At 38.9% G+C, this 23,974-nt stretch carries 22 protein-coding genes; 12 read left to right on the top strand and 10 right to left on the bottom strand.

The annotated features are described in order from the left end of the window. Positions 1-30 precede the first annotated feature (30 nt). Positions 31-861 (top strand): aldo/keto reductase, encoded by an 831-nt coding sequence (locus tag KI343_RS15245; RefSeq protein WP_212927282.1) that lies wholly within the window; start codon positions 31-33, stop codon positions 859-861. Between the two features lie 198 nt (positions 862-1,059). Here KI343_RS15245 and KI343_RS15240 read toward each other — a convergent pair whose 3' ends face one another. Further along, a complete protein-coding gene (locus tag KI343_RS15240; RefSeq protein ID WP_212927281.1) occupies positions 1,060-1,857 on the bottom strand; it encodes a Cof-type HAD-IIB family hydrolase in 798 nt (265 codons plus the stop codon). 189 nt (positions 1,858-2,046) lie between these two features. Here KI343_RS15240 and KI343_RS15235 point away from each other — a divergent pair, with 189 nt between their 5' ends. From KI343_RS15235 to KI343_RS15215, 5 genes are all read left to right on the top strand, one after another. Then, the gene (locus KI343_RS15235) at positions 2,047-2,487 is read left to right on the top strand and encodes a hypothetical protein (protein ID WP_212927280.1); all 441 of its coding nucleotides are present in this window, start codon (positions 2,047-2,049) and stop codon (positions 2,485-2,487) included. Between the two features lie 283 nt (positions 2,488-2,770). Continuing rightward, positions 2,771-4,666 carry a PrkA family serine protein kinase gene (locus KI343_RS15230; protein ID WP_212927279.1) on the top strand — a complete coding sequence of 632 codons (1,896 nt, stop codon included), beginning with the start codon at positions 2,771-2,773 and terminating at the stop codon, positions 4,664-4,666. 371 nt (positions 4,667-5,037) lie between these two features. After that, positions 5,038-6,207: a sporulation protein YhbH gene (gene yhbH, locus KI343_RS15225; RefSeq protein ID WP_212927278.1), complete on the top strand. Its 1,170-nt coding sequence runs from the start codon at positions 5,038-5,040 to the stop codon at positions 6,205-6,207. Positions 6,208-6,537: 330 nt separating this feature from the next. After that, positions 6,538-7,950 carry a SpoVR family protein gene (locus tag KI343_RS15220; protein WP_374705447.1) on the top strand — a complete coding sequence of 471 codons (1,413 nt, stop codon included), beginning with the start codon at positions 6,538-6,540 and terminating at the stop codon, positions 7,948-7,950. 405 nt (positions 7,951-8,355) lie between these two features. Then, positions 8,356-8,913 (top strand): GNAT family N-acetyltransferase, encoded by a 558-nt coding sequence (locus tag KI343_RS15215; protein WP_212927277.1) that lies wholly within the window; start codon positions 8,356-8,358, stop codon positions 8,911-8,913. A gap of 73 nt (positions 8,914-8,986) precedes the next feature. On the opposite strand, the gene KI343_RS15210 is transcribed toward KI343_RS15215, so the two are convergent. Then, entirely contained in the window at positions 8,987-10,000 is a 1,014-nt protein-coding gene (locus tag KI343_RS15210; protein WP_212927276.1) for a YcjF family protein, read from the bottom strand. A gap of 188 nt (positions 10,001-10,188) precedes the next feature. Here KI343_RS15210 and mbcS point away from each other — a divergent pair, with 188 nt between their 5' ends. Continuing rightward, on the top strand, positions 10,189-11,763 hold the full coding sequence (mbcS, locus tag KI343_RS15205) for an acyl-CoA synthetase MbcS (protein WP_212927275.1): 1,575 nt from the start codon (positions 10,189-10,191) through the stop codon (positions 11,761-11,763). 12 nt (positions 11,764-11,775) lie between these two features. Then, a complete protein-coding gene (locus tag KI343_RS15200) occupies positions 11,776-12,432 on the top strand; it encodes a dipeptidase (RefSeq protein ID WP_212927274.1) in 657 nt (218 codons plus the stop codon). Here KI343_RS15200 and KI343_RS15195 read toward each other — a convergent pair. The 4 genes from KI343_RS15195 to KI343_RS15180 all read right to left on the bottom strand — a co-directional run bounded on the left by KI343_RS15195 (position 12,384) and on the right by KI343_RS15180 (position 14,676). Then, positions 12,384-12,773: a membrane dipeptidase gene (locus KI343_RS15195; RefSeq protein ID WP_244856997.1), complete on the bottom strand. Its 390-nt coding sequence runs from the start codon at positions 12,771-12,773 to the stop codon at positions 12,384-12,386. The two genes, KI343_RS15200 and KI343_RS15195, sit on opposite strands and share 49 nt — an antisense overlap. A gap of 34 nt (positions 12,774-12,807) precedes the next feature. Then, positions 12,808-13,674, bottom strand: coding sequence for a YitT family protein (locus KI343_RS15190; protein ID WP_212927272.1), 867 nt, complete (start codon positions 13,672-13,674; stop codon positions 12,808-12,810). 80 nt (positions 13,675-13,754) lie between these two features. Continuing rightward, a complete protein-coding gene (locus tag KI343_RS15185; RefSeq protein ID WP_212927271.1) occupies positions 13,755-14,216 on the bottom strand; it encodes an SRPBCC family protein in 462 nt (153 codons plus the stop codon). Positions 14,217-14,409: 193 nt separating this feature from the next. Continuing rightward, positions 14,410-14,676 (bottom strand): hypothetical protein, encoded by a 267-nt coding sequence (locus tag KI343_RS15180; protein WP_212927270.1) that lies wholly within the window; start codon positions 14,674-14,676, stop codon positions 14,410-14,412. 57 nt (positions 14,677-14,733) lie between these two features. Here KI343_RS15180 and KI343_RS15175 point away from each other — a divergent pair, with 57 nt between their 5' ends. Continuing rightward, positions 14,734-14,934 carry an alpha/beta-type small acid-soluble spore protein gene (locus KI343_RS15175; protein ID WP_212927269.1) on the top strand — a complete coding sequence of 67 codons (201 nt, stop codon included), beginning with the start codon at positions 14,734-14,736 and terminating at the stop codon, positions 14,932-14,934. 115 nt (positions 14,935-15,049) lie between these two features. Here KI343_RS15175 and KI343_RS15170 read toward each other — a convergent pair whose 3' ends face one another. Beyond that, complete coding sequence (locus tag KI343_RS15170; protein WP_212927268.1) at positions 15,050-15,640, bottom strand: Uma2 family endonuclease; 591 nt, start codon at positions 15,638-15,640, stop codon at positions 15,050-15,052. Positions 15,641-15,826: 186 nt separating this feature from the next. Here KI343_RS15170 and KI343_RS15165 point away from each other — a divergent pair, with 186 nt between their 5' ends. Further along, the gene (locus tag KI343_RS15165; RefSeq protein WP_212927267.1) at positions 15,827-16,744 is read left to right on the top strand and encodes an aldo/keto reductase; all 918 of its coding nucleotides are present in this window, start codon (positions 15,827-15,829) and stop codon (positions 16,742-16,744) included. Positions 16,745-16,870: 126 nt separating this feature from the next. Here KI343_RS15165 and KI343_RS15160 read toward each other — a convergent pair whose 3' ends face one another. Next, entirely contained in the window at positions 16,871-17,965 is a 1,095-nt protein-coding gene (locus tag KI343_RS15160) for a branched-chain amino acid aminotransferase (RefSeq protein ID WP_212927266.1), read from the bottom strand. Between the two features lie 139 nt (positions 17,966-18,104). On the opposite strand from KI343_RS15160, the gene KI343_RS15155 reads away from it, so the two are divergent. Next, positions 18,105-18,887, top strand: coding sequence for an HAD family hydrolase (locus KI343_RS15155; RefSeq protein ID WP_212927265.1), 783 nt, complete (start codon positions 18,105-18,107; stop codon positions 18,885-18,887). A gap of 106 nt (positions 18,888-18,993) precedes the next feature. Here the strand turns inward: KI343_RS15155 and serA are convergent, their stop codons facing one another. Further along, positions 18,994-20,580 carry a phosphoglycerate dehydrogenase gene (serA, locus tag KI343_RS15150; protein ID WP_212927264.1) on the bottom strand — a complete coding sequence of 529 codons (1,587 nt, stop codon included), beginning with the start codon at positions 20,578-20,580 and terminating at the stop codon, positions 18,994-18,996. 3 nt (positions 20,581-20,583) lie between these two features. After that, positions 20,584-21,741, bottom strand: a complete 1,158-nt coding sequence (locus KI343_RS15145) for a pyridoxal-phosphate-dependent aminotransferase family protein (RefSeq protein WP_212927263.1) — start codon at positions 21,739-21,741, stop codon at positions 20,584-20,586. Between the two features lie 349 nt (positions 21,742-22,090). On the opposite strand from KI343_RS15145, the gene ilvD reads away from it, so the two are divergent. After that, a complete protein-coding gene (gene ilvD / locus KI343_RS15140; RefSeq protein WP_212927262.1) occupies positions 22,091-23,770 on the top strand; it encodes a dihydroxy-acid dehydratase in 1,680 nt (559 codons plus the stop codon). Positions 23,771-23,974: the final 204 nt, after the last annotated feature.

The following is a 23,974-nucleotide window of genomic DNA, read 5'->3' as shown; positions in this document are numbered from 1 at the left end:
AAAAAAGGATGAAAGGGAAGGGGTTCAGAAATGAGTCAGCATTTGCAGGAAACAGTTACATTGAATAATGGCGTGGACATGCCCAAATTTGGTTTAGGTGTGTATAAGGTAGATGAAGGAAAAACCGCTGTGGAAGCCGTAAAAGCTGCGTTAGAAAATGGCTATCGCAGTATTGATACCGCTTCTTTTTATGAGAATGAAGTCAGCGTGGGACAAGGAATAAAGGAGTCTGGTGTAGCGAGAGAATCTATTTTTCTAACATCAAAAGTCTGGAATGATGAACAAGGCTATGAATCTACATTAGAAGCTTTTGAAAGAAGCCTCCAAAAATTAGATACAGACTATTTGGATTTATATCTCATTCATTGGCCTGTCAAAGAAACATTTATTGATACATGGAAAGCACTAGAAAAGCTTTACCACGATGGACGCGTCCGTGCAATAGGGGTCAGTAATTTTCATATTCAGCATTTAGAACGGCTCCTGCCAGAAGCTGAGGTTGTTCCAGCAATTAATCAAGTGGAATTCCATCCGCATCTAACGCAAGAAGGATTACGTATGTTTTGTGAAAAACAAGGAATCCAGCTAGAAGCCTGGTCTCCGTTAAAACGAGGTCAGCTCTTAGATCATCCTACTCTTGTTTCTATCGGAGAAAAATACGGGAAATCTGTGGCACAGGTTATCTTGCGTTGGGACATTCAGCATAATGTAGTTACAATCCCTAAATCCATTACGCCAGAAAGAATTATCCAAAATGCGGATATTTTTGATTTTGAATTAACAGAAGAAGAAATGAAGCAAATTGATGCTTTAAATGAAAATAGCCGCTCCGGTTCTAATCCGGATGATTATGATAAATAAAAGGATATGTTCTTTGCAAAAGGAAAGTGAAGTGCAGGTTATACAAATTAGAAAACGTTTAGCCGTGCTTTTAGCAACCAAAAACGAGAAGACGCTCTTTCAGATGTATAAGTACATGTAAGAAAGAGGTCTTCTCTTAAAAAATAACTATTTCCATGTTATATAATCGATCGGCATGGAATGTCTTTTTCTGTGTGGTTAATCTTCCGGCAGCAATCCAACCATTTGCAACCCATGTAAAATGCCATCTTCACTAACATCCTTTGTAACATATGCTGCTATTTCTTTCACTTCAGGCAAGGCATTTCCCATGGCGACACTGTTTGGAACCATTTTAAGCATTTCCATATCATTTAAACCGTCCCCGAATGCATACTGTCTTTCCGCCGGGAAATCAAGATATTCCAACAGTTTTTGTATTCCAATTGCTTTTGACCCGCCTTTGGGAAGCACATCTAAAGATTTAGGGTGCCAACGAACAAAATCCAAATCCTTAAATATTTCTTGATAAATCGTCTCTTCCCCTACAGTGTTGAAGAGAAGACCTTGATAGATATCGTTGTGCTTATTGAAATCCTTCTCTTGTGTTGGATAAGCATCTACTTTTAGTGTGGAAATACTTTCTTTAATATATGGATGATCATTCGGTACATTGGTTGTCATTTTTTCCTCACTCATATAAACAACAGGATGGTTTTTATTTAAAGCAAATGCTGTTAATTCATCCAAGACTTGCGTATCTAATGTATTTGCATAGATAGTCTCTCCGCGAAACACAACATATTGCCCGTTGTAGCATATGTAAGTGTCAATATCTAATTCTTGTCGTAAATCTTCAAATAAAAATTTGGCGCGTCCAGTGGAAATAGCGACCTCATGACCCAGTTCTTTTAACTTGAAAATCGCTTTTTTTGTGGATTCTGGGAGTGTTCTTTCTTCTTCCGTAAGTAATGTTCCATCAATATCGAAAAAAATAATTCCTTTATCTGTTTTCATCTTGATCCCTCATTTCTCCATCATCATACCTCTTCTATTATGATGGAAGTTTTGGCTACATTCAACTGCAATCATAAGGTTATCCTTCTAGGGGAGGTTCAAATGAAGATGATTCTCCCGTAAATCATCTTCACAAACATGTTCAAATCACTTACAATCAAGGTAGCATAGAAGTAAGGAGTTAATCACATGAAACGCCTAGTACTATTAATCGTTGTATGCATTCCGCTTTTTTTGTCAGGATGCTTAAGTTCGTCCAGCGCTCGAATCGTGAGTGATATGTATAAAGCTGCCATCATGGAAGAGGAGGATAAAGTAGCTTCGTATTTTTCGGAAGCGTATTTAGATACACATCCTATAGATGAATTAACCAAAGAGTTAGCGGAGGACGTTCGGGGGATGTATGGGGTAAATATGATGAATATAACATTAATTCGTGACCGAGAACTTCAAGATGACTATATAGAATCGCTTGGATTATCAGATGAAAAAGATTTATTCGCTGTGACAGCACAAACAGATGAAAGAGAAGTAATGGTTTGGATGATAGAACGCGGAGATGCGCAGTACACAATTGTTCATGGAGAGAGGTATGATTTTGATACATATAATGAAAAAGTCCTTCAATAAATGTGGTTGAGCCAAAAAAGTTTCATCCTCTTTTTTCCAAGAATGTTTTTTCTTTATTATGAATAAATGTCTGGCATCCCACTTGAGCAAAATCGTTTTCCCTCACCATCAAAAACAAAGAAAAGTCGTCTAAAGCCGGAGCTCCCTAAAGTACGGGGATGAAATCTTTACGCTTTTTAAAAGAGTGCTACATACTTTTGGTTTCAAAATATCTCCTTAGAGCATGTTTTAAGATTTTCTTGCATAGGATATAGAAATCGTTGCAAGATGGAGGGAGCCTGCGATGGATATTTTAAACAAAGTAAAACACGATAGAGAAGCAGAGAAGCAATTAGGATGGGAAGGGACATTTGCGGAATACTTAGATTTAGTGAAGGAAAACCCGACAATCGCACAGACTGCTCATTCTCGCGTCTATAATATGATCAAGAGTGCGGGGGTCAAAGAAAAAGACAATCACAAAATGTATCAGTTTTTTGGATCATCCATTTTTGGTTTAGAATCAGCTATTGAGAGATTAGTAGAAGAGTATTTTCATCCAGCAGCAAGAAGATTAGATGTAAGGAAACGAATTCTACTATTGATGGGCCCAGTCAGCGGCGGGAAGTCAACGATTGTTAGTTTGCTAAAACGAGGATTAGAACAGTATTCACGTACAGATGAAGGCGCAGTATATGCCATAAAAAATTGCCCGATGCATGAAGATCCCTTACACCTCATTCCACAGCATTTGCGTGAGGACTTCTTTGAAGAATATGGGGTTCGGATTGAAGGCAGCTTATCACCGCTTAATACGATGCGTTTAGAAAAAGAGTATGGCGGCAGGATTGAAGATGTGAAGGTAGAACGAATCTTTTTCTCAGAGGACAAACGAGTAGGAATCGGTACATTTAGTCCATCTGATCCTAAATCACAAGATATCGCCGATTTAACTGGAAGCATTGATTTTTCGACGATTGCAGAATTTGGATCCGAATCCGATCCGCGCGCTTATCGGTTTGATGGGGAGTTAAATAAAGCAAATCGGGGAATGATGGAATTTCAGGAGATTTTAAAAAGTGATGAGAAATTCTTATGGCACTTGCTTTCATTGACACAGGAGGGGAATTTTAAAGCAGGAAGATTCGCTTTAATTTCCGCTGACGAACTTATTATAGCTCATACAAACGAATCAGAATACAGGTCCTTTATTTCTAATAAAAAGAATGAAGCACTTCACTCTAGAATGATTGTCATGCCGATTCCATATAATTTGAAAGTAAGTGAAGAGGAACGAATCTATCAAAAAATGATTCAAGAAAGTGATATTGCAGACGTACATGTTGCTCCGCATGCATTAAGGGTAGCGGCAATATTCTCTATTTTGACCCGCTTAAAAGAATCCAAGAAACAAGATGTGGACGTTGTGAAAAAGATGCGCCTTTATGATGGAGAAAGTGTAGAGGGTTACAATCAAATCGATGTGGAAGACCTATTAAATGAGTATTCGGATGAAGGTATGTCAGGTATTGACCCGAGGTATGTTATCAATCGTATTTCTTCTACGATTATACGAAAAGAGGTTCCATCGATTAACGCATTAGACGTCCTGCGATCTTTAAAAGAAGGGCTGAATCAGCATCCTTCTATCTCGAAGGATGACTTGGAAACCTATTTAAATTATATTTCTATTGCTCGAAAAGAATATGATGAAATTGCGAAAAAAGAAGTTCAGAAAGCATTTGTCTATTCCTATGAGGAATCTGCAAAAACATTGATGGATAACTATCTGGACAATGTGGAGGCATATTGTAATAAAAATAAATTACGTGATCCGCTCACTGGAGAGGAAATGAGTCCGGATGAGAAGCTGATGCGTTCGATTGAGGAACAAATTGGCATCTCGGAAAATGCGAAAAGAGGTTTCCGTGAAGAGATTTTAATTCGCTTATCTGCTTACGCAAGAAAAGGAAAACGATTTGATTACCAATCGCATGAACGCCTGCGTGAAGCCATTCAAAAGAAATTGTTTGCTGATTTAAAAGATGTCGTCAAAATTACAACGTCTTCGAAAACACCAAATGAATCACAGTTGAAGAAAATTAACGAGGTCATTGCACGTCTTATTGATGAACATGGCTATAATTCTGTGTCTGCCAATGAACTCTTGCGTTATGTTGGTAGTTTGTTGAATCGATAAAAGGATATGTGAGGGGCAGTATCTATCAAATTAGATGGATACTGCTTCTTCTTTTTACACCTAAGGAGAAATAAAAATGTACCGTAATCGGGTAGGGGTACCCTTGTGTATTATTTAATCATCATGGATGCCCCCTCTGTATAAGGGAGCTTCGTCCAACCATATGGAACTCTATCAGCGTTACTTTCATGTTTTTTAGGTAACTGATTCAGTCTCTTTGTCTTATTCTAGCAATCAGGCTGCAAATTCTTCTAATCCAGTTGCAATAACCTGTTCCCTCTTGCATAGAATAGATAAAGCATGTTTCTAAATATGTTTATTAAAAGGACTGATGAGTGAAAAATGATTAAAAATATAAGGAGAGGATTCGAATGTCTAATGAGCAAGAGCATAATTTCGTAGTCTCCCAAGAAAACTGGTCTCTCCACAGAAAAGGCTATCAAGATCAACAGCGGCATAATGAGAAAATTAAGGATGCGATCAAGAAGAACCTACCCGATCTGGTCAGTGAGGAAAATATTATTATGTCTAATGGCAAAGACGTGGTAAAAATCCCAATTCGTTCTTTAGATGAGTATAAAATCAGGTATAACTATGAAAAATCAAAACATGTAGGGCAAGGAAATGGCGATTCGGAAATTGGAGATATTGTTGCACGCGCACCAGCTGGCGGAGATGGGCAGGCTGGAGCCGGTAATGGCAAGAAAGCTGGGGATAAGCCTGGCCAGGATTATTATGAGTCAGAAGTATCTATTGCAGAGATAGAAGAGGCGTTATTTCGAGAGTTAGAGCTTCCCAATCTGCAAGAAAAAGAAAAATCCGAGATTATCACCGAAAAAGTAGAATTTAATGACGTGCGCAAAAAAGGATTAATGGGAAATGTGGATAAGAAAAGAACAATATTAACTGCTTTAAAGCGGAATTCCCGAGATGGAAAAGCACAGATCACCCCGATTTACAATGATGATTTACGTTTTAAGACATGGAATGAAGTAATTCGCCGTGATTCCAAAGCGGTTGTCCTTGCGATGATGGATACGAGTGCTTCTATGGGAGCTTTTGAAAAGTATATTGCCCGCAGCTTTTTCTTTTGGATGAATCGTTTTTTAAAAACAAAATATGAAAGCGTTGAATTTGAATTTATTGCCCACCATACGGAAGCAAAAGTTGTGACGGAGGAGGCATTTTTTTCCAAAGGGGAAAGCGGGGGGACCATTTGTTCATCTGCTTATTATAAAGCGTTAGAAGTTATTGAAGAAAAATATAATCCGACCCGTTATAATATTTATCCATTTCATTTTTCGGATGGAGAAAATATTAGTTCAGATAACAAGACATGCATTGAGTTAGTCAATCAGTTGATGGAGAAATCGAATATGTTTGGCTATGGAGAGGTAAATGGCTATAATCGTTATTCTACGTTAATGAACGCTTATAAAAACATTGATAACCCTAAATTTAAACACTATATTTTAAAAGAGAAGGCAGATGTATATCATGCGATGAAAAGCTTTTTTAAGAAGACGCCAGAGCGTGTATAAAAAATAATCGCTTAATGAAGCTATTATATACTGAATATTGAACTTATTATTTATATTGAGAAAATATAACTTTTATAATTATTTCGGGTAGTGCAGATAATCACAGTCGCAGGAAAGCATGTCAATTTAGTAAATAATTTAACGTAACAAGTTGAAATGATTCTGAGGCATCCGCCCCGAAAAGCTTGGCGGATGCTCTGTTTAGGTTCGACCCTAGGCATCCAATACCTAATGAACTTTCTTGGTCTATCTGGATAAAGAAGATTCGGCGGGGCAAGATTTTATCCGAACAACATAGACTAGTAGTAGCAGAATAAAGGGGGAATCCACTTGAACGAAACAAAGGAATTAACAAAAGCTATCGAAGAAATTACGGAGGTAGCGAAAGGATTTGGACTGGATTTTTATCCGATGCGCTATGAGATTTGTCCAGCAGATATTATCTATACATTTGGTGCATATGGAATGCCGACACGGTTTACGCATTGGAGCTTTGGGAAACAATTTCATAAAATGAAGCTGCAATATGACTTAGGCTTGAGTCAAATTTATGAGCTGGTGATTAATTCGGATCCTTGTTATGCCTTTTTATTGAATACGAATAGCCTTATCCAAAATAAATTGATTATTGCACATGTCCTTGCCCATTGTGATTTCTTTAAAAATAATATTCGTTTTTCAAATACAAGAAGAGATATGGTAGAGAGCATGACAGCAACGGCAGAGCGGATTGCTCATTACGAAATGGTACATGGAAAAGAAGAAGTAGAGAGCTTTTTGGATGCTATTTTATCGATTCAGGAGCATATAGATCCTTCCATTGTCCGCTATAAGCTGCATCCAAAAACAGAGGATGACGGCACGGATGAGGATACCCAGAAAAAAAGAGGAGAATATGATGATCTCTGGGATTTAGATGAGAGTGAAAAACGGACACAGAGGAAAAAAACAAAAAGACAAAAGAAAATCCCGCCCTCTCCTGAAAAAGATATATTATTATTTATTGAAGAATACAGCAGAGAGCTGGAGGATTGGCAACGTGATGTGCTGACGATGATGCGCGAAGAAATGCTGTATTTTTGGCCGCAATTAGAAACCAAAGTGATGAATGAGGGATGGGCATCCTATTGGCATCAACGAATCTTACGTGCATTAGATTTAACGACATCGGAAACCTTAGAATATGCTAAATTAAATGCTGGTGTTGTCCAGCCTTCACGAACTTCGATTAATCCTTATTATTTGGGGATAAAGATTTTTGAAGATATTGAAGAACGCTATAATAATCCAACAGAAGAAATGAAACGGAACGGCTGTAAACCCAATCAAGGCAGAGAAAAAATGTTTGAAGTACGTGAAATGGAATCAGATATATCTTTTATCCGAAATTATTTAACCAAAGAATTAGTTGAAAGAGAGGATCTGTATCTTTTTGAGAAAAAAGGAAGAGATTATCGAATTACACAAAAAGATTATATACAGATTCGGGACCAGCTTGTCTCCCAGCGTGTCAACGGCGGCTTCCCATATATTACGGTAGAAAATGGCGACTATCTCCGCAATGGAGAGCTTTATTTACGTCATGGCTATGAAGATATTGAATTAGATATTAAATACTTGGAGCATGTTTTACCATATATTTATCAATTATGGGGCAGAGCAGTTCATTTAGAAACAGTCGTTGAAAAGAGGGAAACACTTTATACGTATGATGGGAAAGATATGCATAAACAGCGGATTTAATCGGAGAAAGAAGCTGGGAAGACTTCAGAAGGTCTTTTCGGCTTCTTTCTTGTTGCATAGGAAATTATAGAATTATTTCCTTGTGGATAACTAATTATAGAAAATAGCCGTGTCCAGCTCCGAGCGCCAAAAACTAGGAGATTTCCCGTCACGCCCTACGATAAGTCAACATCGGTTCGTTACCTCACCGTGTTTCCTTTATCTCAGTTGTGCCACTCCAATCTCTACGTTTTTAAACAGGCGCTCTGCGCTTTTGTTCTTACATTATCAAGGTTTTTATATAGTGCAGGATAAAAAACGTTTCGTTATTGGATTTGTTTTTCTTGTCGTGATGAGAAATACTTCAAAATGCGGATGATTTTGTGTATAATAGTCCTAATTTTCATGTAAAGGTGAGGTGAAGCAATGCAAGAATTTCCGTTTATTCCGTTTCCAGTATTAGAAACAGAACGACTGCTTTTAAGAGAAATGAAAAAAGAAGATTTGCAGGATGTTTATGACTATGCTTCCGATCCAGAATTGACAACGTTTTTAACGTGGGAAACACATACAACACGTGGGGATACGGAAGAGTTTATCGCGTTTTTGCTGGATCTATATAAAAAAGGCACAAAGGGAGCCTGGGCAATCGTTTGGAAGAAGAAGAACCGTGTTATTGGAACCATTGATTTACAGTGGAATCAGAAGCACTATTCTGCAGAACTTGCCTATGCTATCTCACGGGATTATTGGCGGAAAGGAATCGGGGCAGAAGCAGGAAGGGCAGTTCTTCGTTTTGGATTTGAAAAAATGAAACTGGAACGCGTTTATGCAAGATGCCATCCAGACAATATTGCTTCATATAAGTTGATGGAGAAACTAGGAATGACCTATGAAGGAACGTTAAGAAAATCCATGTGCCGAAAAGGAAAGCAAGAGGATCTTAAAATCTATTCTATCTTAAAAGATGAGTTTGAGGTTTAGAATCGGATTTCGTATAACCGAATGATTAATAAAAAGTACATGCAATACGTTTGGCTGCATGTACTTTTCTGGTTTACTGGTTTTCTTCTTTCTGGTCTTCTTTGCCTTTTTTATGAAAATAGCTATATAGAGACTTCAATGTTTCTGCATTTAATTCAATATTATTTTCGTAGGCATATTTTACAGCGTATCCCATCGATAGTGTCATCGCCCCGGCAACACTGCCGCCGATAACCGATCCTGCACCGGGAACAAATTTGGATACTTGACGAAAAATCGTTTTGCCAATGTTGCCGGTAATCGTTGCAATCGTTAGTTCTTTTGCTTTTTTCTTAGATAAAGGTTTTTCATATAATGTTGCTAGTCTTACCATTAATCCAACCTGGATACCGGTTAGTGGAATGAAGTCCGATCCCGGAAGAGGCACTGCTCCAATAGCAGTAGCTGAACCGGAAGCTGCTAAAATCCATTTGTTCGCTGTCTGTGATTTTTCCTTAATAAGCCGAGCGAATTGAATTTCCTTTTCTTTTTTTTTCAGAATTTCTAAAATCTGATTTCGTAATTTGTCGATATTTTCTCCAGTTCGGGAAGAAATTGGAATAACTGGATAGCGATCGGATGTATGCTGCTTCACATATTGAACAAGTGCGGGAATATCATCCGCTGCGTCAATTTTATTTAAAACAAAAACAATATGTTTATTTTCTTTTTTTATGGTTTCAAAGGATTTTCTTTCTCCTTCTGAAAAAACCGTTCCTGCAGCATTCAGGAAAAATAAGATGACATCTGCTTCTCGGTAAAAGCGAAATGTTTCTTCTGAATTCACATGATTAATATCATCAAGCCCAGGCGTATCCGCAAAGATAATCTTGTCGCGATAAATATATTTATCAATACCAACTGTTTCTCCAGGACGGGCGCCAACTTTTGCAACGTCATCGCCAATGAGCTGATTAATGGTCGATGATTTTCCGGTATTGATATCCCCAATCATCGCAAAAATAATATCTTTATCTAATTGTTTATTAATTTTTGTTGTTTCTTTATCATATGCTTTATCAAAATCTTTTTCATTAAATGATGGCATCGTCAACACTCCCTTATGTTACTATTCCCTTTTGAATTAATCATACACCTTTATTTTAAAGGATAGAATTTTTAATTGTAATAATTACATGCAGTGGCGTTTGAAAATTCATATACTTTTGAAGTTATCCTAGTTTCTGATATAATTACTTACAAATAGGATTAGGTACTAATCGGAGGAGGAACATTATGAAAAAGTCGGATTTAATTGCCCCAGAATGGTATAACATCACTTCCGAGTTTGAAAAATATGCAGCTGATGAAGAAAGAAAAGCGATTATTTTAGAAGAGGAAAATGGAGATACGAAAGAAATTACGTACAGGAATTTAATAAAAAATGCGAATAAGGTTGGTAATATTTTATTAAAACAGGGTTTGAAATATGGTGACAAATTATTGATTATGTTACCACGATGTATTGAAGCATATGAATTATATATCGCAGCATTAAAAACAGGCATTATTATTATTCCAAGCTCAGAAATGCTGCGGACAAAAGACTTACAATATCGTATCACGCATGGTGAAATCAAGGGTGTTGTTGCGACTCCAGCTGTTATCGATGAATTTAAAGGCGTTGTAGAGTATGAACAGTTAACAAAATTTATTGTCGGCAGCGAGTTAGCAGATTGGACGTCCATTGACAAGGAGAAGGAACAAGCCTCTGACCAATTAGAGACTGTCAAAACAAAAAGAGATGATGTTGCATTTTTATCTTATACATCTGGAACTACTGGGAATCCAAAAGCTGTTATTCATACACATGGATGGGGATTCGCTCATATGTCTAGCGCACCTCGTTATTGGCTCGGTATTCAAGATGGAGATACAGTGTGGGCGACAGCTGCACCAGGCTGGCAAAAATGGGTGTGGAGTCCTTTCCTTTCTGTAATGGGAACAGGAGCAACTGCATTTGTATATGAAGGGAAATTTGACGCTGCAAAATATTTAGAGCTGTTGGAGAAGTATCAAGTAAATGTGCTCTGCTGTACACCGACAGAGTATCGTTTAATGGCCAAGCTTTCCAATTTAGATGACTATCATTTGGATGCATTGCACAGTGCTGTTTCTGCGGGAGAGCCTTTGAATCGTGAAGTCATTGATAAATTTAAGCATCATTTTAATATTACAGTAAGAGATGGATACGGGCAGACGGAAAGTACCTTATTGCTTGGTTTCTTAAAAGGTACGGAAGTCCGCCCTGGAGCAATGGGAAAACCAACCCCTGGAAATGAAGTAGTGATTATCGATGAAGATGGTCAGCAGTTAAAACCAGGTGAGGTTGGAGACATTGCAATTCCGTTAGATACCCCTGCATTGTTTAGAGGGTATTATAAAGACGAAGAACGTACGATGAAAACACATCGTGGAGATTACTACGTTACTGGAGATCAGGCAAAAATGGATGAAGACGGCTATTTTTGGTTTGAAGGAAGAAGTGACGATATTATTATTAGCTCTGGCTATACGATTGGGCCGTTTGAAATCGAGGATACACTTGTAAAACATCCAGATGTTAAAGAATGTGCCGTCGTTGCTAGTCCGGATCCGATAAGAGGGCATGTGGTTAAAGCATTTATCATCTTGCAAGCCAATATTATCGGGGACGATGAAGTTGTTAAGAAGCTCCAAAATTATGTGAAACAGCAGATTGCACCGTATAAGTATCCGCGAAAAATAGAGTTTATTTCCGAGTTGCCAAAAACAAATTCAGGAAAAATCCGCCGGGTTGAGTTAAGGCAAAGAGAGCATAAAAATTTATAAGGAATGGGACAAATGAAGGTAATCGATACCCATTGCGACGCATTATTTAAACTGCAATCAGCACGACGAGAACATAAAGTACTTGATTTTCGGGATGCGCCAGAACTGGCAACGAACCTGCAGCGATTAGAGGCTGGGAATGTTGGTGTTCAATTTTTTGCGATTTTTGTTCCTCCAGAAACATCTAGCATGGATCAATGGGAATGTGCGGTTGAACAAGCAACGATTTTTCACGAAGAAATTATTGGAAAACACGAGCAGGTAAAACTTATTCGGCAGTGGAAGGATATTGATACGCTTGCTCCTGATGAAATTGGTGCAGTATTAACTTTAGAAGGTGCTGAACCAATCGGGAATGATATGCAAAAGCTTCAGACACTTTACCAAATGGGTGTGAAATCCTTTGGCTTAACGTGGAACCACGCCAATCTATGTGCAGATGGCGCTAAAGAGCCCCGCGGAGCAGGACTGACTAGACTGGGAAGAGAAGTTGTCCAATTAAACAATACGCATGATATTTTGACGGATGTATCGCATCTTTCTGTCCAAGCTTTTTGGAATGTGATCGAACAAGCTGACCATCCCATCGCAACCCATTCTAATGTACGAGCCATCTGTGATCATCCGAGAAATTTAGATAAATCCGGGAGCAGATTCATGAAGTTTTGATAGGCAAACCCTCTAACCTGCTCCTCTGTATAGTGTTTTAGTAATTCATTTATTAAATAACCATAACAGGATGCGTCGGTGACTTTATCTATAAAATATTCAATCCCATCAAAATCAGACCCGAAGCCAATATTTTTTTCTCCGCCAAGTGCACAAACATGATCAATGTGCTTACAAAGATCGGCAATGGTTGCTGTTTTTGCATCTTTTTTTAGAAAAGCAGGATAGAGCGCAAAACAGGCTAGACGAATGGAAGAAAAAACAGAAACTTCGTTGGCAGAATGAAATACGTTTGATAAATCTTCAGCAAAAGAGCCAGAATACCTTGGAAATATATCCATTGTATTCTGGCTCTTTCTTCCTGTTATCCGTAACTTAAAATTTCTGTCCATAATATTTATCGAGTGAGAAGCCTCTCCCCAGAATTTCGGAAGCGTTGATGAAAATAGTGAATGCTTCAGGCGTTTCCTCCTGCAGCAATTTTTTCAGCTTCACCGCTTCAGGTTGTTCGGCAACACATAGTATCATGGTTTTATCCAGTTTTGTATAGCCGCCGACAGATCGGATTTTTGTTAAACCTCGATCAATTCCATCCTGAATAAGCTGTTGGACTTTTTCTTCTTCATTTGTAATAATCATCACAAGTTTCGTTGCTGAAGTTCGTAATTGGACAACGTCAATGGCTTTACCACTAATATAAATAGCCATTAATGCAAACAGTGTCAGCTCGAGACTGAAAACGAATATAGAAGTGATAACAACTAGCCCATCTACTATAAATTGTGAATAACCGCTAGAAATACCCGTGAATTTTTTCACAATTTGGGCTATAGCTGCTGTGCCACCAGTGGATCCATTTCCTTTATAAACGATTCCTAGACCTGCACCAAGGATAAGTCCGCCATAAAGAGCGCTCAAGAATGGATTGGTAACTGTAATGGGAATATCAGAAGATAGAAAAATAGCGAGTGGAACCCAGAAAGTCCCGACTAATGTTTTGACGCTAAAGTCCTTTCCTAAAGTAATCCATCCAATGATAAAAATAGGGATATTAATGACAAATTGACTGAGGGCAGGATTAATTGTATACAGTTCATAAAGAATGGTACTAATTCCAGATAAACCTCCAGCAGCTAATCGTGCCGGAAGGAAGAAGATATTATATGTTAATCCAACAATCGTTGCTCCAATGATAATATAAGCATATTCTTTAAATGCATTAGAGGGTATAGCTTTTTCCATGTGCGTGTTCCTTTCCTAACAGTGATAATTAGACCTCTATTAATGTATCACTGTTGGGAGCAGGAGTAAACATCATGACTTTAAAGTGGTAAAGCAACAGAATCAGCTTCCGTTAGAGGCTTTATCATGCGCTGTACCAATTTTTCTAACAAAACTGGAAGCAGAGAAGCAATCAATGGCGCACTCATTTTACCTGCTAATCCTTTTAATTCAAGCTCTATGAAACAGGTGAGTTCGGAGGAACGGTCAGAGAGCTGGGAAAGATCGAAACAGCCGCTCCCTAGACAACGGTTTTCCGAATCACGCACCCGAAATTGCACGATAGAAGGGGCTGTGATTTCCATAATGCTGACATGCATTTTTACGTCCTTTGCCATCGAACCTACTCTTCCATGAAGCTCCCAAATGGATTCCACTGTTGAAACTTCGGTATGTGTTTGATAACCAGGAACCTGCCTTGCCCAATTAGACCAATCTTCTAAATAATTCCAAACGGCCGATTGGGGTAAGTCAATTTTTACGCTGTAAACTGCTTTTAACATCAAACGTTCCTCCTCTAAAAAAGTACATTTATCTTGTTTGAATCACCTTGATATACTTATGTGCCACTTGCTGTACTTATGCCAAAACGTTTTATTTATCTTAAGTTTTAGGTAAATGTTCAAAAACTCAATTTACTGAAACCCGCTCGGAAAATGGGAAAACCGCTCCACTCATTCCAATATTCGCTCCAAACTAAGGGGAAAGCGCTCCATCCACTCCGATATCCGCTCCAAACCAAAGGGAGAGCGCTCCACTCATACCGATATTCGCTCCAAACCAAGGGGAAAGCGCTCCATCCACGTCGATATCCGCTCCAAACCAAGAGGAAAGCGCTCCACTCATTCCGATATCCGCTCCAAACGGAAAATCGTGCGCCGCCTCGATTGATAGGAACCCGCTCCATTCAATTTTAATATCAAAAAATCCGAATCTTTTTGTATAATTTATGGCTTTCTGCAAAAGATAATGTCAAGCAAGTATTGAACTTGCTTACGAATAAAAGGGGAGGGGCTTGAAGTGGCTGACAAACGAAGAAACGCGTTGTTAGTACCGCAAGCAGAACGTGCATTAAATCAGATGAAAGAGGAAATCGCTGGTGAAATGCATGTGAATCTAGGAGCTGATACCACTGCTCGTGAAAACGGTGCAGTCGGTGGTGAGATGGTAAAACGAATGATTCAGATGGCTGAGGGCAGCATGAAGAATCAGAAAAAATAACTCACAGCTTTAGAAGAATACCCCGATTTATCGTACGAACAGAAAAGCCTGTAGAGAGAATTATCTTTTCTCTACAGGTTTTTCTTATTCCAAAGAGACTGGAATTACTACCTATCTAATTTCTTACACGGAAGATATTCTTTAGATCAATTCTTAATTCCTTGAAAATATGGACAGAAATTGAATCGTCACGTGTATAAACATTATGAAGCTGTAACTTTCCTTTTTCTAAAAGGTACACTTCAACTAATTGATTGGAGGGATCAACAATCCAGTACTCTTTTACTCCAGCCCTGCTATAAGCTAACAATTTATCCATCCGATCTATTTTAGCTGTTGACGGTGATATAATCTCAACGACTAAATCTGGACAGCCTATGATTTTATTTTTTTTAATTTTGTTTTCATCACAAATGATAATTAAATCAGGAATAACCCAATTTCGAACGTGTTCATCTATCCAATTTTTTTGATAATCTTCAAATAAAAAAACATCTATCGGTGCTGCAAATACATTGCATTCTTTATCTCGAAGATAACTTCCAAATTCAATAGATAATTGCATCGAAACGGATTGATGTTCAGGTAAAGGTGATGGTGCCATACTGATAATTTCGCCATTTAAAACTTCACATTTATCTCCTTCTGTCCAGGTAGCATATTCCTTAAATGTCATCAATTTTTGGTTTTTTTCCGGTGTTGACATTCTTTACACCCCCTTTTTTTAAATCATCTTAGTATTTCCCATTATACAGCAAAGTGCAACATGATGTCTTTTATCTAAAATGATACATTGATAACAAGGCAAGCACTATAATTATGGTGCGGAAAAATTCAGATTATTATCGGAAATGCCAGAGATTATGCTAAAATAAAGGGAGGAGGGGTTATAATGAAGCGTATACAGTTAGGGAATAGCGAATTATCTGTTCCAGTCATTTCTTTAGGTTGTATGGTAATGCACCAAAGTACAAAGGAGCAAGCCAATAAGGTGATTCACAATGCATTAGAGCATGGAGTCAATTTTTTTGATCATGCTGATATATATGGGAAAGGAAAGTCGGAATCGATATTTGCTGAGGCAATCGATATGAATCCATCTATCCGTGAAAATTTGATTATTCAATCAAAGGCAGGGATTCGCGATGGGTTTTATGATTCTTCCAAAGAATATTTAATCTCCTCTGTTGAAAACAGCTTAAAGCGTTTGAAAACAGACTACTTAGATGTATTTCTTATTCATCGTCCAGATGCACTTGTTGAACCGGAAGAGGTGGCAGAAGCATTTTCAGAGTTAGAAAAAAGTGGTAAAGTCCGGCATTTTGGCGTAAGTAATTTCCGGCCGCGTCAAATCGAATTACTGAAAAAATATGTTGATCAAGACTTGATTGCTAATCAGTTACAGTTAAGTATTGCTAATGCCGGCATGATTAATCAAGGTTTGTATGCGAATACATCCTTTGATCAAGCGATGGATTTAGATGGCGGGGTGCTTGAATATAGCCGAATGAATGATATGACTATCCAAGCTTGGTCACCGCTCCGTTATGGATTCTTTGGCGGATTTTTAATGGACCGCGACGCATACCCGGTATTAAATCAAGAATTAGATACACTTGCAGAAAAATATGATGTATCACCGGAAACGATTGCGATAGCATGGATTTTACGCCATCCTGCTAATATTCAGACCATTGTAGGAACGATGACGCCAAAACGTCTTTCAGAAATGGTCAAAGCAGCTGATGTTACGCTGACAAGGAAAGAATGGTACCGATTATGGCAATCTGCAGGTAATAAATTATTGTAAAAGCTGTTTAAACAGCTCCATAAAATAACGCTTTGAATCTCTTGGTTCTTTCTAGCGGACGGTTTGAACAATAATCACACCTTAATTAAAAAACCAAGCCGGGAATATACCTGGCTTGGTTTTTTATTAATGCTTCACAGGGCTTGGTGTTTCGATGTTTTGCATCCAATTAAATGGATCTTCTATATGACCATATTGGATACCTGTAATGGTATCGTAAAGTTTTTTCGAAATATCCCCTGTTTTTCCTTCATTGATGATCATTTGTTTATCGCCCCATTTTAACTCACCGATTGGAGAGATAACTGCAGCTGTACCGGAACCAAATGCTTCTTCCAGTTCCCCGTTTTGATAAGCTTCATACACCTCTTCTATAGAGATGCGTTTTTCAACTACAGGAATTCCCCAGTGATTTAACAAATCCATCACGCTATAACGTGTGATTCCTGCCAGAATGCTTCCGTTTAATTTTGGCGTAACAATTTCTCCATTAATTTTGAAGAAAACATTCATACTGCCAACTTCTTCAATATATTTCTTTTCCAGACCGTCTAACCATAGTACTTGTGTGTAACCACTTTTCGCAACTATTTCTTGTGCTTTTAAGCTGGATGCATAGTTACCGCCTGTTTTTGCTTCTCCAGTACCGCCTTTAACTGCGCGAACATATTCATCTTCTACAGCAATCTTAACAGGATTAATACCTTCTTTATAATAAGCACCAACAGGAGATAAAATTACAATAAATTTATAATGTGCAGCTGCTGATACTCCAATGTATGTTTCTGTAGAAATAATAAATGGACGGATATAAAGCGATGTACCTTCCGTATGCGGAACCCAGTCCTGATCCACGGAAACCAGCTTTTTAATTGCTTGTAAAGCGAACGCTTCATCAATCGGAGGAATACATAAACGATCATTGGAGTGGTTTAAACGTTCCATATTTTTCTCTGGACGAAATAATTCGATGCTTCCTCTATCTGTGCGGAAAGCTTTTAAACCTTCAAAAACAGACTGACCATAGTGGAATACCATTGCAGAAGGTTCAATTTGTAGTGGTTGATATGGTACAATGCTCGCATTATGCCACCCTAACGGTTCTGAATAATCCATCACAAACATATGATCCGTGAATGATTTACCAAAAATTAATTGATCATCCTGTGGCTTTTCTTTTTTTGTTTCACATCGATGTACGCGAATAGTTTGTTCTTCCATATCAAAAGTCTCCTTGCCATTGATTAAATTTCTATATATCATAAGACATATAAAAGATTTTAGCAAGACTAAATTTTAAATTTATTTATTAAATTATGATTACAATCCCCGATTTGACGGTAAAGTGAGGATAAAAACAATGAAAAAAATGGTATTATTTGATTTGGACGACACGCTGTTATGGGATAAAAAAAGTGTGAAGGATGCTTTTGTTTTAACGTGTCAGCTGGCGGAAGAGGCAGAGGGAATTTCTCCAGAAGACCTGGAGAGGAATGTTCGCGATAGGGCCAGGGAGCTATATGCTTCTTACCAATCCTATGCATATACACAAAAAATTGGAATCAATCCATTTGAAGGCCTGTGGGCGACATTTGAGGATTCAGGAGAGGATTTCCGCAAGCTTCGCGAAATTGCACCAGTATATCAAGAAACAGCCTGGCTGCAGGGGTTAAAAGATACTGGAATCAATAATCCCATCTTGGCTAAAAAGCTGGCGCGTGCTTTTCGAGATTTTCGGATGCAAACAGCATGCTTATTTGAAGATGCTCTCCATGTCCTGACACAGTTGCAAAATGATTATCGTCTTGCTCTAGTCACAAATGGATCACCGAGCCTGCAACATACAAAATTAGAGCTTTCACCTGAATTAGCACCGTATTTTGAGAATATATTTATCTCTGGTGAGGTGGGGATTGGAAAACCAGATTCAGAAATATTTAATTATGTATTACGCACGCTCCATATCAAAGCAGAAGATGCGGCAATGGTAGGAGATAACCTGAATACAGATATTGTCGGGGCAAATCAAGTAGGGATGGACTCGGTGTGGCTGAATCGATTTGATGCAGAAAATAAAAGCAGTATCGAGCCGAGTTATGAAATAAAAACACTAAGAGAACTAAAGGATATCTTGCAATCGTAATTTCTTATGCCATAAAAAGGTCTACAAGGAAGAGCTTTAATAATTTATTAAAAAACCGTTTGAGTGCAGAATTTTTCTGCCTTCAAACGGTTTTTTATCATCCATTTTACAAGTCAATTGCCGTGACAGATTTAATCTCATCCAATAATGCAATTTCAGCAAGTGCTTCGTCTTCTAAATGACGATCAATTGTCAATAGCATAATTGCATTGCCGCCTACACCAGAACGATCTACTTGCATGGTTGCAATATTAATATCATGTTGGGCAAAGGCACTTCCCATACGTCCGATAACCCCAGGCTGGTCAATATGCTGAATAACAACCATATGTCCTTCAGGTGTAGTGTCAACTCGATATTCATCTACACGAACGAGGCGGGCTCCCAAGCCATTTAACAGCGTCCCGGCAACTTTTCTTGTTCCAGAAGGCCCGGTTACTTCAATGGTAATCAGATTGGTAAATCCTTTTTGTGCAGATGTTCTGCTTTCACTAACTGTCAGTCCTTTCCGATCAGCTAAGAATAGTGCGTTGACATCATTTACACGGCTGCCGAGATAACGTTTCAGAATCCCTTTTACTGCACTGCGGGTGACAGGGCCAGTCTCCATTTCACTTAATTCTCCAGAATAAGTAATTCGAATGTCCTGAATCACTTCATTCGCTAAGTCAATGATAAATGTACCAAGCTTCTCTGCTAAATAAAAATATGGTTCAATTTGATGCATGGATTCGCTTGGAATAGAAGGGAGATTAACCGGATGACGGACAGCTTTTCCTTCTAAGAATCGGATTACATCATGACTGACGTCGATAGCGACAATCTCTTGGGCTTCTACCGTGCTAGCACCTAAATGTGGTGTTGCAACAACCTCTGGTAAAGTAAGCAATTTATGCTCTGTAAAAGGCTCTTGTTCAAATACATCAAGTGCGGCCCCAGCGACTTTTCCAGAAACAATCGCATCATACAATGCATCCTCATCAATAATTCCGCCGCGGGCACAGTTGACGATTTGTACGCCATCTTTCATTAATTCAAAGGCTTGTGCATTAATTAAGTGCTTTGTTTCTTTTAATAGCGGTGTGTGAACGGTAATAAAATCTCCTGATCGTAGCACTTCTTCTAACGTACCGCGCTTGATTCCCAGCTGATCTGCTTTTTCATCCGTTAAGAATGGATCATAGGCAATCACGCTCATTCGCTGTCCTTTTGCGCGTTTTGCTACTTCCGCACCAATCCGGCCTAGACCAACTACGCCTAAGGTTTTCTGTTTTAATTCTACACCGACAAAACGTTTGCGATCCCACTGCTTTTGCTTTAAAGCATGGTAAGCTTGAGGGATATTCCTAGATAGTGCCATAATCATTGCTACTGTATGCTCAGCGGCAGAATTCGTATTCCCGTTTGGTGCATTCACCACAATAATCCCGTTTTCTGTCGCGGCATCCAAGTCAATATTATCTACGCCAACACCTGCACGACCAACAATTTTCAGGCGAGCAGCCTTTTCTAGTAAAGGACGTGTGACTTGTGTCTGGCTGCGAACTAATAAAGCATCGAATTGATCAATATTCTCTAAAAGTGCTGTTTCATCCCAGCCTGGATTTCTAACAATTTCAATATTCTCTTTTTCTATTAACGGCTTTATTCCTTCTTCACTTAACGGATCACTAATTAAAACACGATATGCCATGAGTTACTTTTCCTCCTGTTGCAAATAAATTTCTTGGGCAGCCTGAACACCTTGTCCAAGTTTGATTTCTTTTCCAATTTTCACTAGGCCAATCTCAATTAAACTAATCGTTTGCAATACATCGGCTGGAGAGCAATACCCCATATGGCCGATTCGGAATATAGAACCTTTCATATGCTGCTGTCCGCCAGCTAGCGTGAGGTTGAATTGCTCTTTAACAACGGAGCGAAGAGCTTCTGCATCAAAATCAGCTGGGCGGACAGCGGTCACTGTCGGGGAGCCGTCTTCATCTGCTGTTAATAAAGGAATATTTAATGCTTTAAAAGCAGCGCGCGTCATATCACGCATTAACATATGACGGCGATATACATTGTCCAATCCTTCTTCTTCTAAAAGATGAAGCACCTGCTCTAATCCAAATAAAAGAGACAGAGCCGGAGTATAAGGCGTTGATGCTTTTGCTAAGTTTTTCCGATAGACACGCATATCTAAATAAAAACGAGGCTGTGGATTTGTTTCAATCACCTTCCATGCGCGCTCGCTAGCTGCAATAAACATTAAACCAGCAGGAAGCATAAATGCTTTTTGCGATCCAGTTACATAGATATCAACTCCCCACTCATCCATGTTTGCTTCCACACCGCCGAGACAAGATACACCATCAACAACAAAAAGTGCATCAGAATAGTCATGGACGGTTTTAGCAAGAGATTTAATCGGGTTTAATACACCAGTAGATGTCTCGCAATATGTAGCAAAAACGACTTTGATTTCTGGATGTTCCTGTAAATAATTTTGAATCGTCTGGGGGTTAATGGAATCTCCCCATTCCACATCAATTCGATGGATCTTTAATTGAAACGCTTGACAGATTTTTGCAAAACGATCACCAAATGCTCCGCTAACGATAACCAGAACATCGTCGCCTGGATGTGCTGCGTTGCTGACAGCCATTTCTAATCCTGCGGTGCCACTTCCAGCAACAGGAATAACATCCTGTTTCGTGCCAAAGACAGATTTTAATTTTGGGAGAATGCGTTCTAATAATTCTTTCGTTTCTTTACCGCGATGCCCTATCATTGATTGATTCATTGCGCGCCCGACACTTGGCGGAATTGGGCTTGGTCCGGGTATTCTAAGAATGTGCTGGTCTTTTAGCATGATGATAAACTCCTTTTAAAATAGATTAAATCGAAAAAGAAATATTTGTGTTACATACCGAAACACGAATGCAGCTACGTAGAATGAAAATACGGATGTTTTAACACGTAATATTTCTAAAATACAAGCTTATTTGAAAAAGTATTTCTTTCAATATAGCAACATCGCGTATATTGTCAATATATGCGAGCGGTTGTATGGTAGTAAGGCATTAAAAACTAGATAAAAGAAAATACTGATAACCTAATAAAGTAACCGCTTTCTCTTATGCTGCAAAAAATAAAATGATAGAATTGATTGAACTATAAAAATATTACTCTTATAATAGTCGAAAAGGAAGGTGTAGATTATGGGAAAAGATGTAAGAACAAATAGTAAAGCATTTGATGGTACAATGCGCGCGCCAAACAGAGCAATGCTTCGTGCGGTAGGATTAAGTGATGAGGATTTTACGAAGCCGATGGTAGGGATTGCGAGCACGTGGGCTGAAGTGACGCCGTGTAATATACATATCGATGATTTAGCTTTACGTGCAAAAAAAGGAGTACGGAAAGCGGATGGAGTCCCTTTGATTTTCAATACAATTACGGTATCTGATGGGATTTCCATGGGTACACAAGGCATGCGTTACTCTTTACCTAGCAGGGACATTATTGCTGATTCCATTGAAACTGTAGTAGGCGCGGAGAATTTAGACGGTCTGGTTGCCATTGGTTCCTGTGATAAAAATATTCCAGGATGCATGATAGCGATCGCGAATTCAGATGTTCCTGCTATTTTCGTTTATGGAGGAACGATTGCACCAGGTAATTTAGATGGGAAGGATATTGATATTGTTTCTGTATTTGAAGGTGTTGGACAGCATAATGCAGGTAAAATCGATGATAATCAATTAAATCGCATTGAGTGTCATGCGTGTCCAGGAGCGGGAGCTTGCGGCGGTATGTATACTGCGAATACGATGGCCTCGGCAGTGGAAGCAATGGGAATGAGCCTGCCGGGAAGTTCCTCCAATCCAGCTGAATCGCCAGAAAAGCTTGCCGATGTAGAAGCTGCTGGGGAAGCAATGAAAATTTTATTAGAAAAAGGAATCTACCCAAAAGATATTATGACAAAAGAAGCATTTGAAAATGCCATTACTGTTGTGATGGCACTTGGCGGATCAACGAACGCCATTCTTCATCTGCTGGCTATCGCACATGCAGCTGAGGTAGATTTAACCATTGATGATTTTAATCGTCTGCAAGAAAAAGTACCTCATTTAGCTGATTTGAAGCCAAGCGGACAGTTTGTTATGCAGGATCTTCATCGTGCTGGCGGTGTCCAAGCTGTTATGAAATTGCTCTATAAAAATGGCTATCTACATGGAGATTGTTTAACTGTAACTGGTAAAACTCTCAAAGAGAATCTGGAAGAGGCACCATCATTAAAAGAAGGCCAGAAAGTAATCATGCCACTGGATCAGCCTAAGCGGAAAGATGGACCGTTGATTGTTCTAAAAGGAAATCTATCACCAACTGGTGCTGTAGCAAAGGTTTCTGGTGTGAAAGTAACAAGGCATACTGGCCCTGCACGTGTATTTGATACAGAAGCGGAAGCTACAAAAGCCGTGATGAACAATGAAATCAAAGATGGTGATGTACTCGTTATCCGTTATGTAGGTCCAAAAGGAGGACCAGGCATGCCAGAAATGCTGTCCATTTCTAGCATTCTCGTAGGTAAAGGAATGGGCGAGTCTGTTGCTTTATTAACAGATGGACGTTTTTCTGGCGGTACGCATGGCTTAGTAGTAGGCCATATCTCACCTGAAGCACAAACTGGCGGGCCAATAGCCTTTCTGCAAGAAGGAGATAGGGTTACCATTGATTCATCCACCAAAGAAATATTTATGGATGTCTCTGAGGAAGAACTGGAAAAACGCCGTAAATCTTGGAAAGCCCCAGAATTATATAAAAAAGGCATTCTAGGAAAATATGCACATAATGTAAAATGCTCATCCAAAGGCGCTGTTACAGATTACTTGAAATAAAAGCCCCCCCTCAGCCAGTGCGGCTGAGGGTTTTTAAATAGAATCCGCTCTAAAATTGAGCGAAGGCGCTCCGTTGAGGGTACTGTCAATAAGTATGTGTAAATCCCCAGGTAGTGCGCCGGTTTTACATGGAGTGGTGGGCATGGTAGCCTTCGTGGTAAGGTCAACACTTTTTTTCATAGTTGGGGCTTGGCCTATGAACCA

Source organism: Oceanobacillus sp. J11TS1 (assembly GCF_018333215.1).
Taxonomy (GTDB): Bacteria; Bacillota; Bacilli; order Bacillales; family Amphibacillaceae; genus Oceanobacillus.
This window is presented reverse-complemented; position numbering and strand designations above follow the sequence as displayed.

Coding starts and splice junctions, on each gene's coding strand:
- KI343_RS15245 (WP_212927282.1), top strand. CDS start 31: ATGAGTCAGCATTTGCAGGAAACAGTTACATTGAATAATGGCGTGGAC.
- KI343_RS15240 (WP_212927281.1), bottom strand. CDS start 1,857: ATGAAAACAGATAAAGGAATTATTTTTTTCGATATTGATGGAACATTA.
- KI343_RS15235 (WP_212927280.1), top strand. CDS start 2,047: ATGAAACGCCTAGTACTATTAATCGTTGTATGCATTCCGCTTTTTTTG.
- KI343_RS15230 (WP_212927279.1), top strand. CDS start 2,771: ATGGATATTTTAAACAAAGTAAAACACGATAGAGAAGCAGAGAAGCAA.
- yhbH (WP_212927278.1), top strand. CDS start 5,038: ATGTCTAATGAGCAAGAGCATAATTTCGTAGTCTCCCAAGAAAACTGG.
- KI343_RS15215 (WP_212927277.1), top strand. CDS start 8,356: ATGCAAGAATTTCCGTTTATTCCGTTTCCAGTATTAGAAACAGAACGA.
- KI343_RS15210 (WP_212927276.1), bottom strand. CDS start 10,000: ATGCCATCATTTAATGAAAAAGATTTTGATAAAGCATATGATAAAGAA.
- mbcS (WP_212927275.1), top strand. CDS start 10,189: ATGAAAAAGTCGGATTTAATTGCCCCAGAATGGTATAACATCACTTCC.
- KI343_RS15200 (WP_212927274.1), top strand. CDS start 11,776: ATGAAGGTAATCGATACCCATTGCGACGCATTATTTAAACTGCAATCA.
- KI343_RS15195 (WP_244856997.1), bottom strand. CDS start 12,773: ATGGATATATTTCCAAGGTATTCTGGCTCTTTTGCTGAAGATTTATCA.
- KI343_RS15190 (WP_212927272.1), bottom strand. CDS start 13,674: ATGGAAAAAGCTATACCCTCTAATGCATTTAAAGAATATGCTTATATT.
- KI343_RS15185 (WP_212927271.1), bottom strand. CDS start 14,216: ATGTTAAAAGCAGTTTACAGCGTAAAAATTGACTTACCCCAATCGGCC.
- KI343_RS15170 (WP_212927268.1), bottom strand. CDS start 15,640: ATGTCAACACCGGAAAAAAACCAAAAATTGATGACATTTAAGGAATAT.
- KI343_RS15165 (WP_212927267.1), top strand. CDS start 15,827: ATGAAGCGTATACAGTTAGGGAATAGCGAATTATCTGTTCCAGTCATT.
- KI343_RS15160 (WP_212927266.1), bottom strand. CDS start 17,965: ATGGAAGAACAAACTATTCGCGTACATCGATGTGAAACAAAAAAAGAA.
- KI343_RS15155 (WP_212927265.1), top strand. CDS start 18,105: ATGAAAAAAATGGTATTATTTGATTTGGACGACACGCTGTTATGGGAT.
- serA (WP_212927264.1), bottom strand. CDS start 20,580: ATGGCATATCGTGTTTTAATTAGTGATCCGTTAAGTGAAGAAGGAATA.
- KI343_RS15145 (WP_212927263.1), bottom strand. CDS start 21,741: ATGCTAAAAGACCAGCACATTCTTAGAATACCCGGACCAAGCCCAATT.
- ilvD (WP_212927262.1), top strand. CDS start 22,091: ATGGGAAAAGATGTAAGAACAAATAGTAAAGCATTTGATGGTACAATG.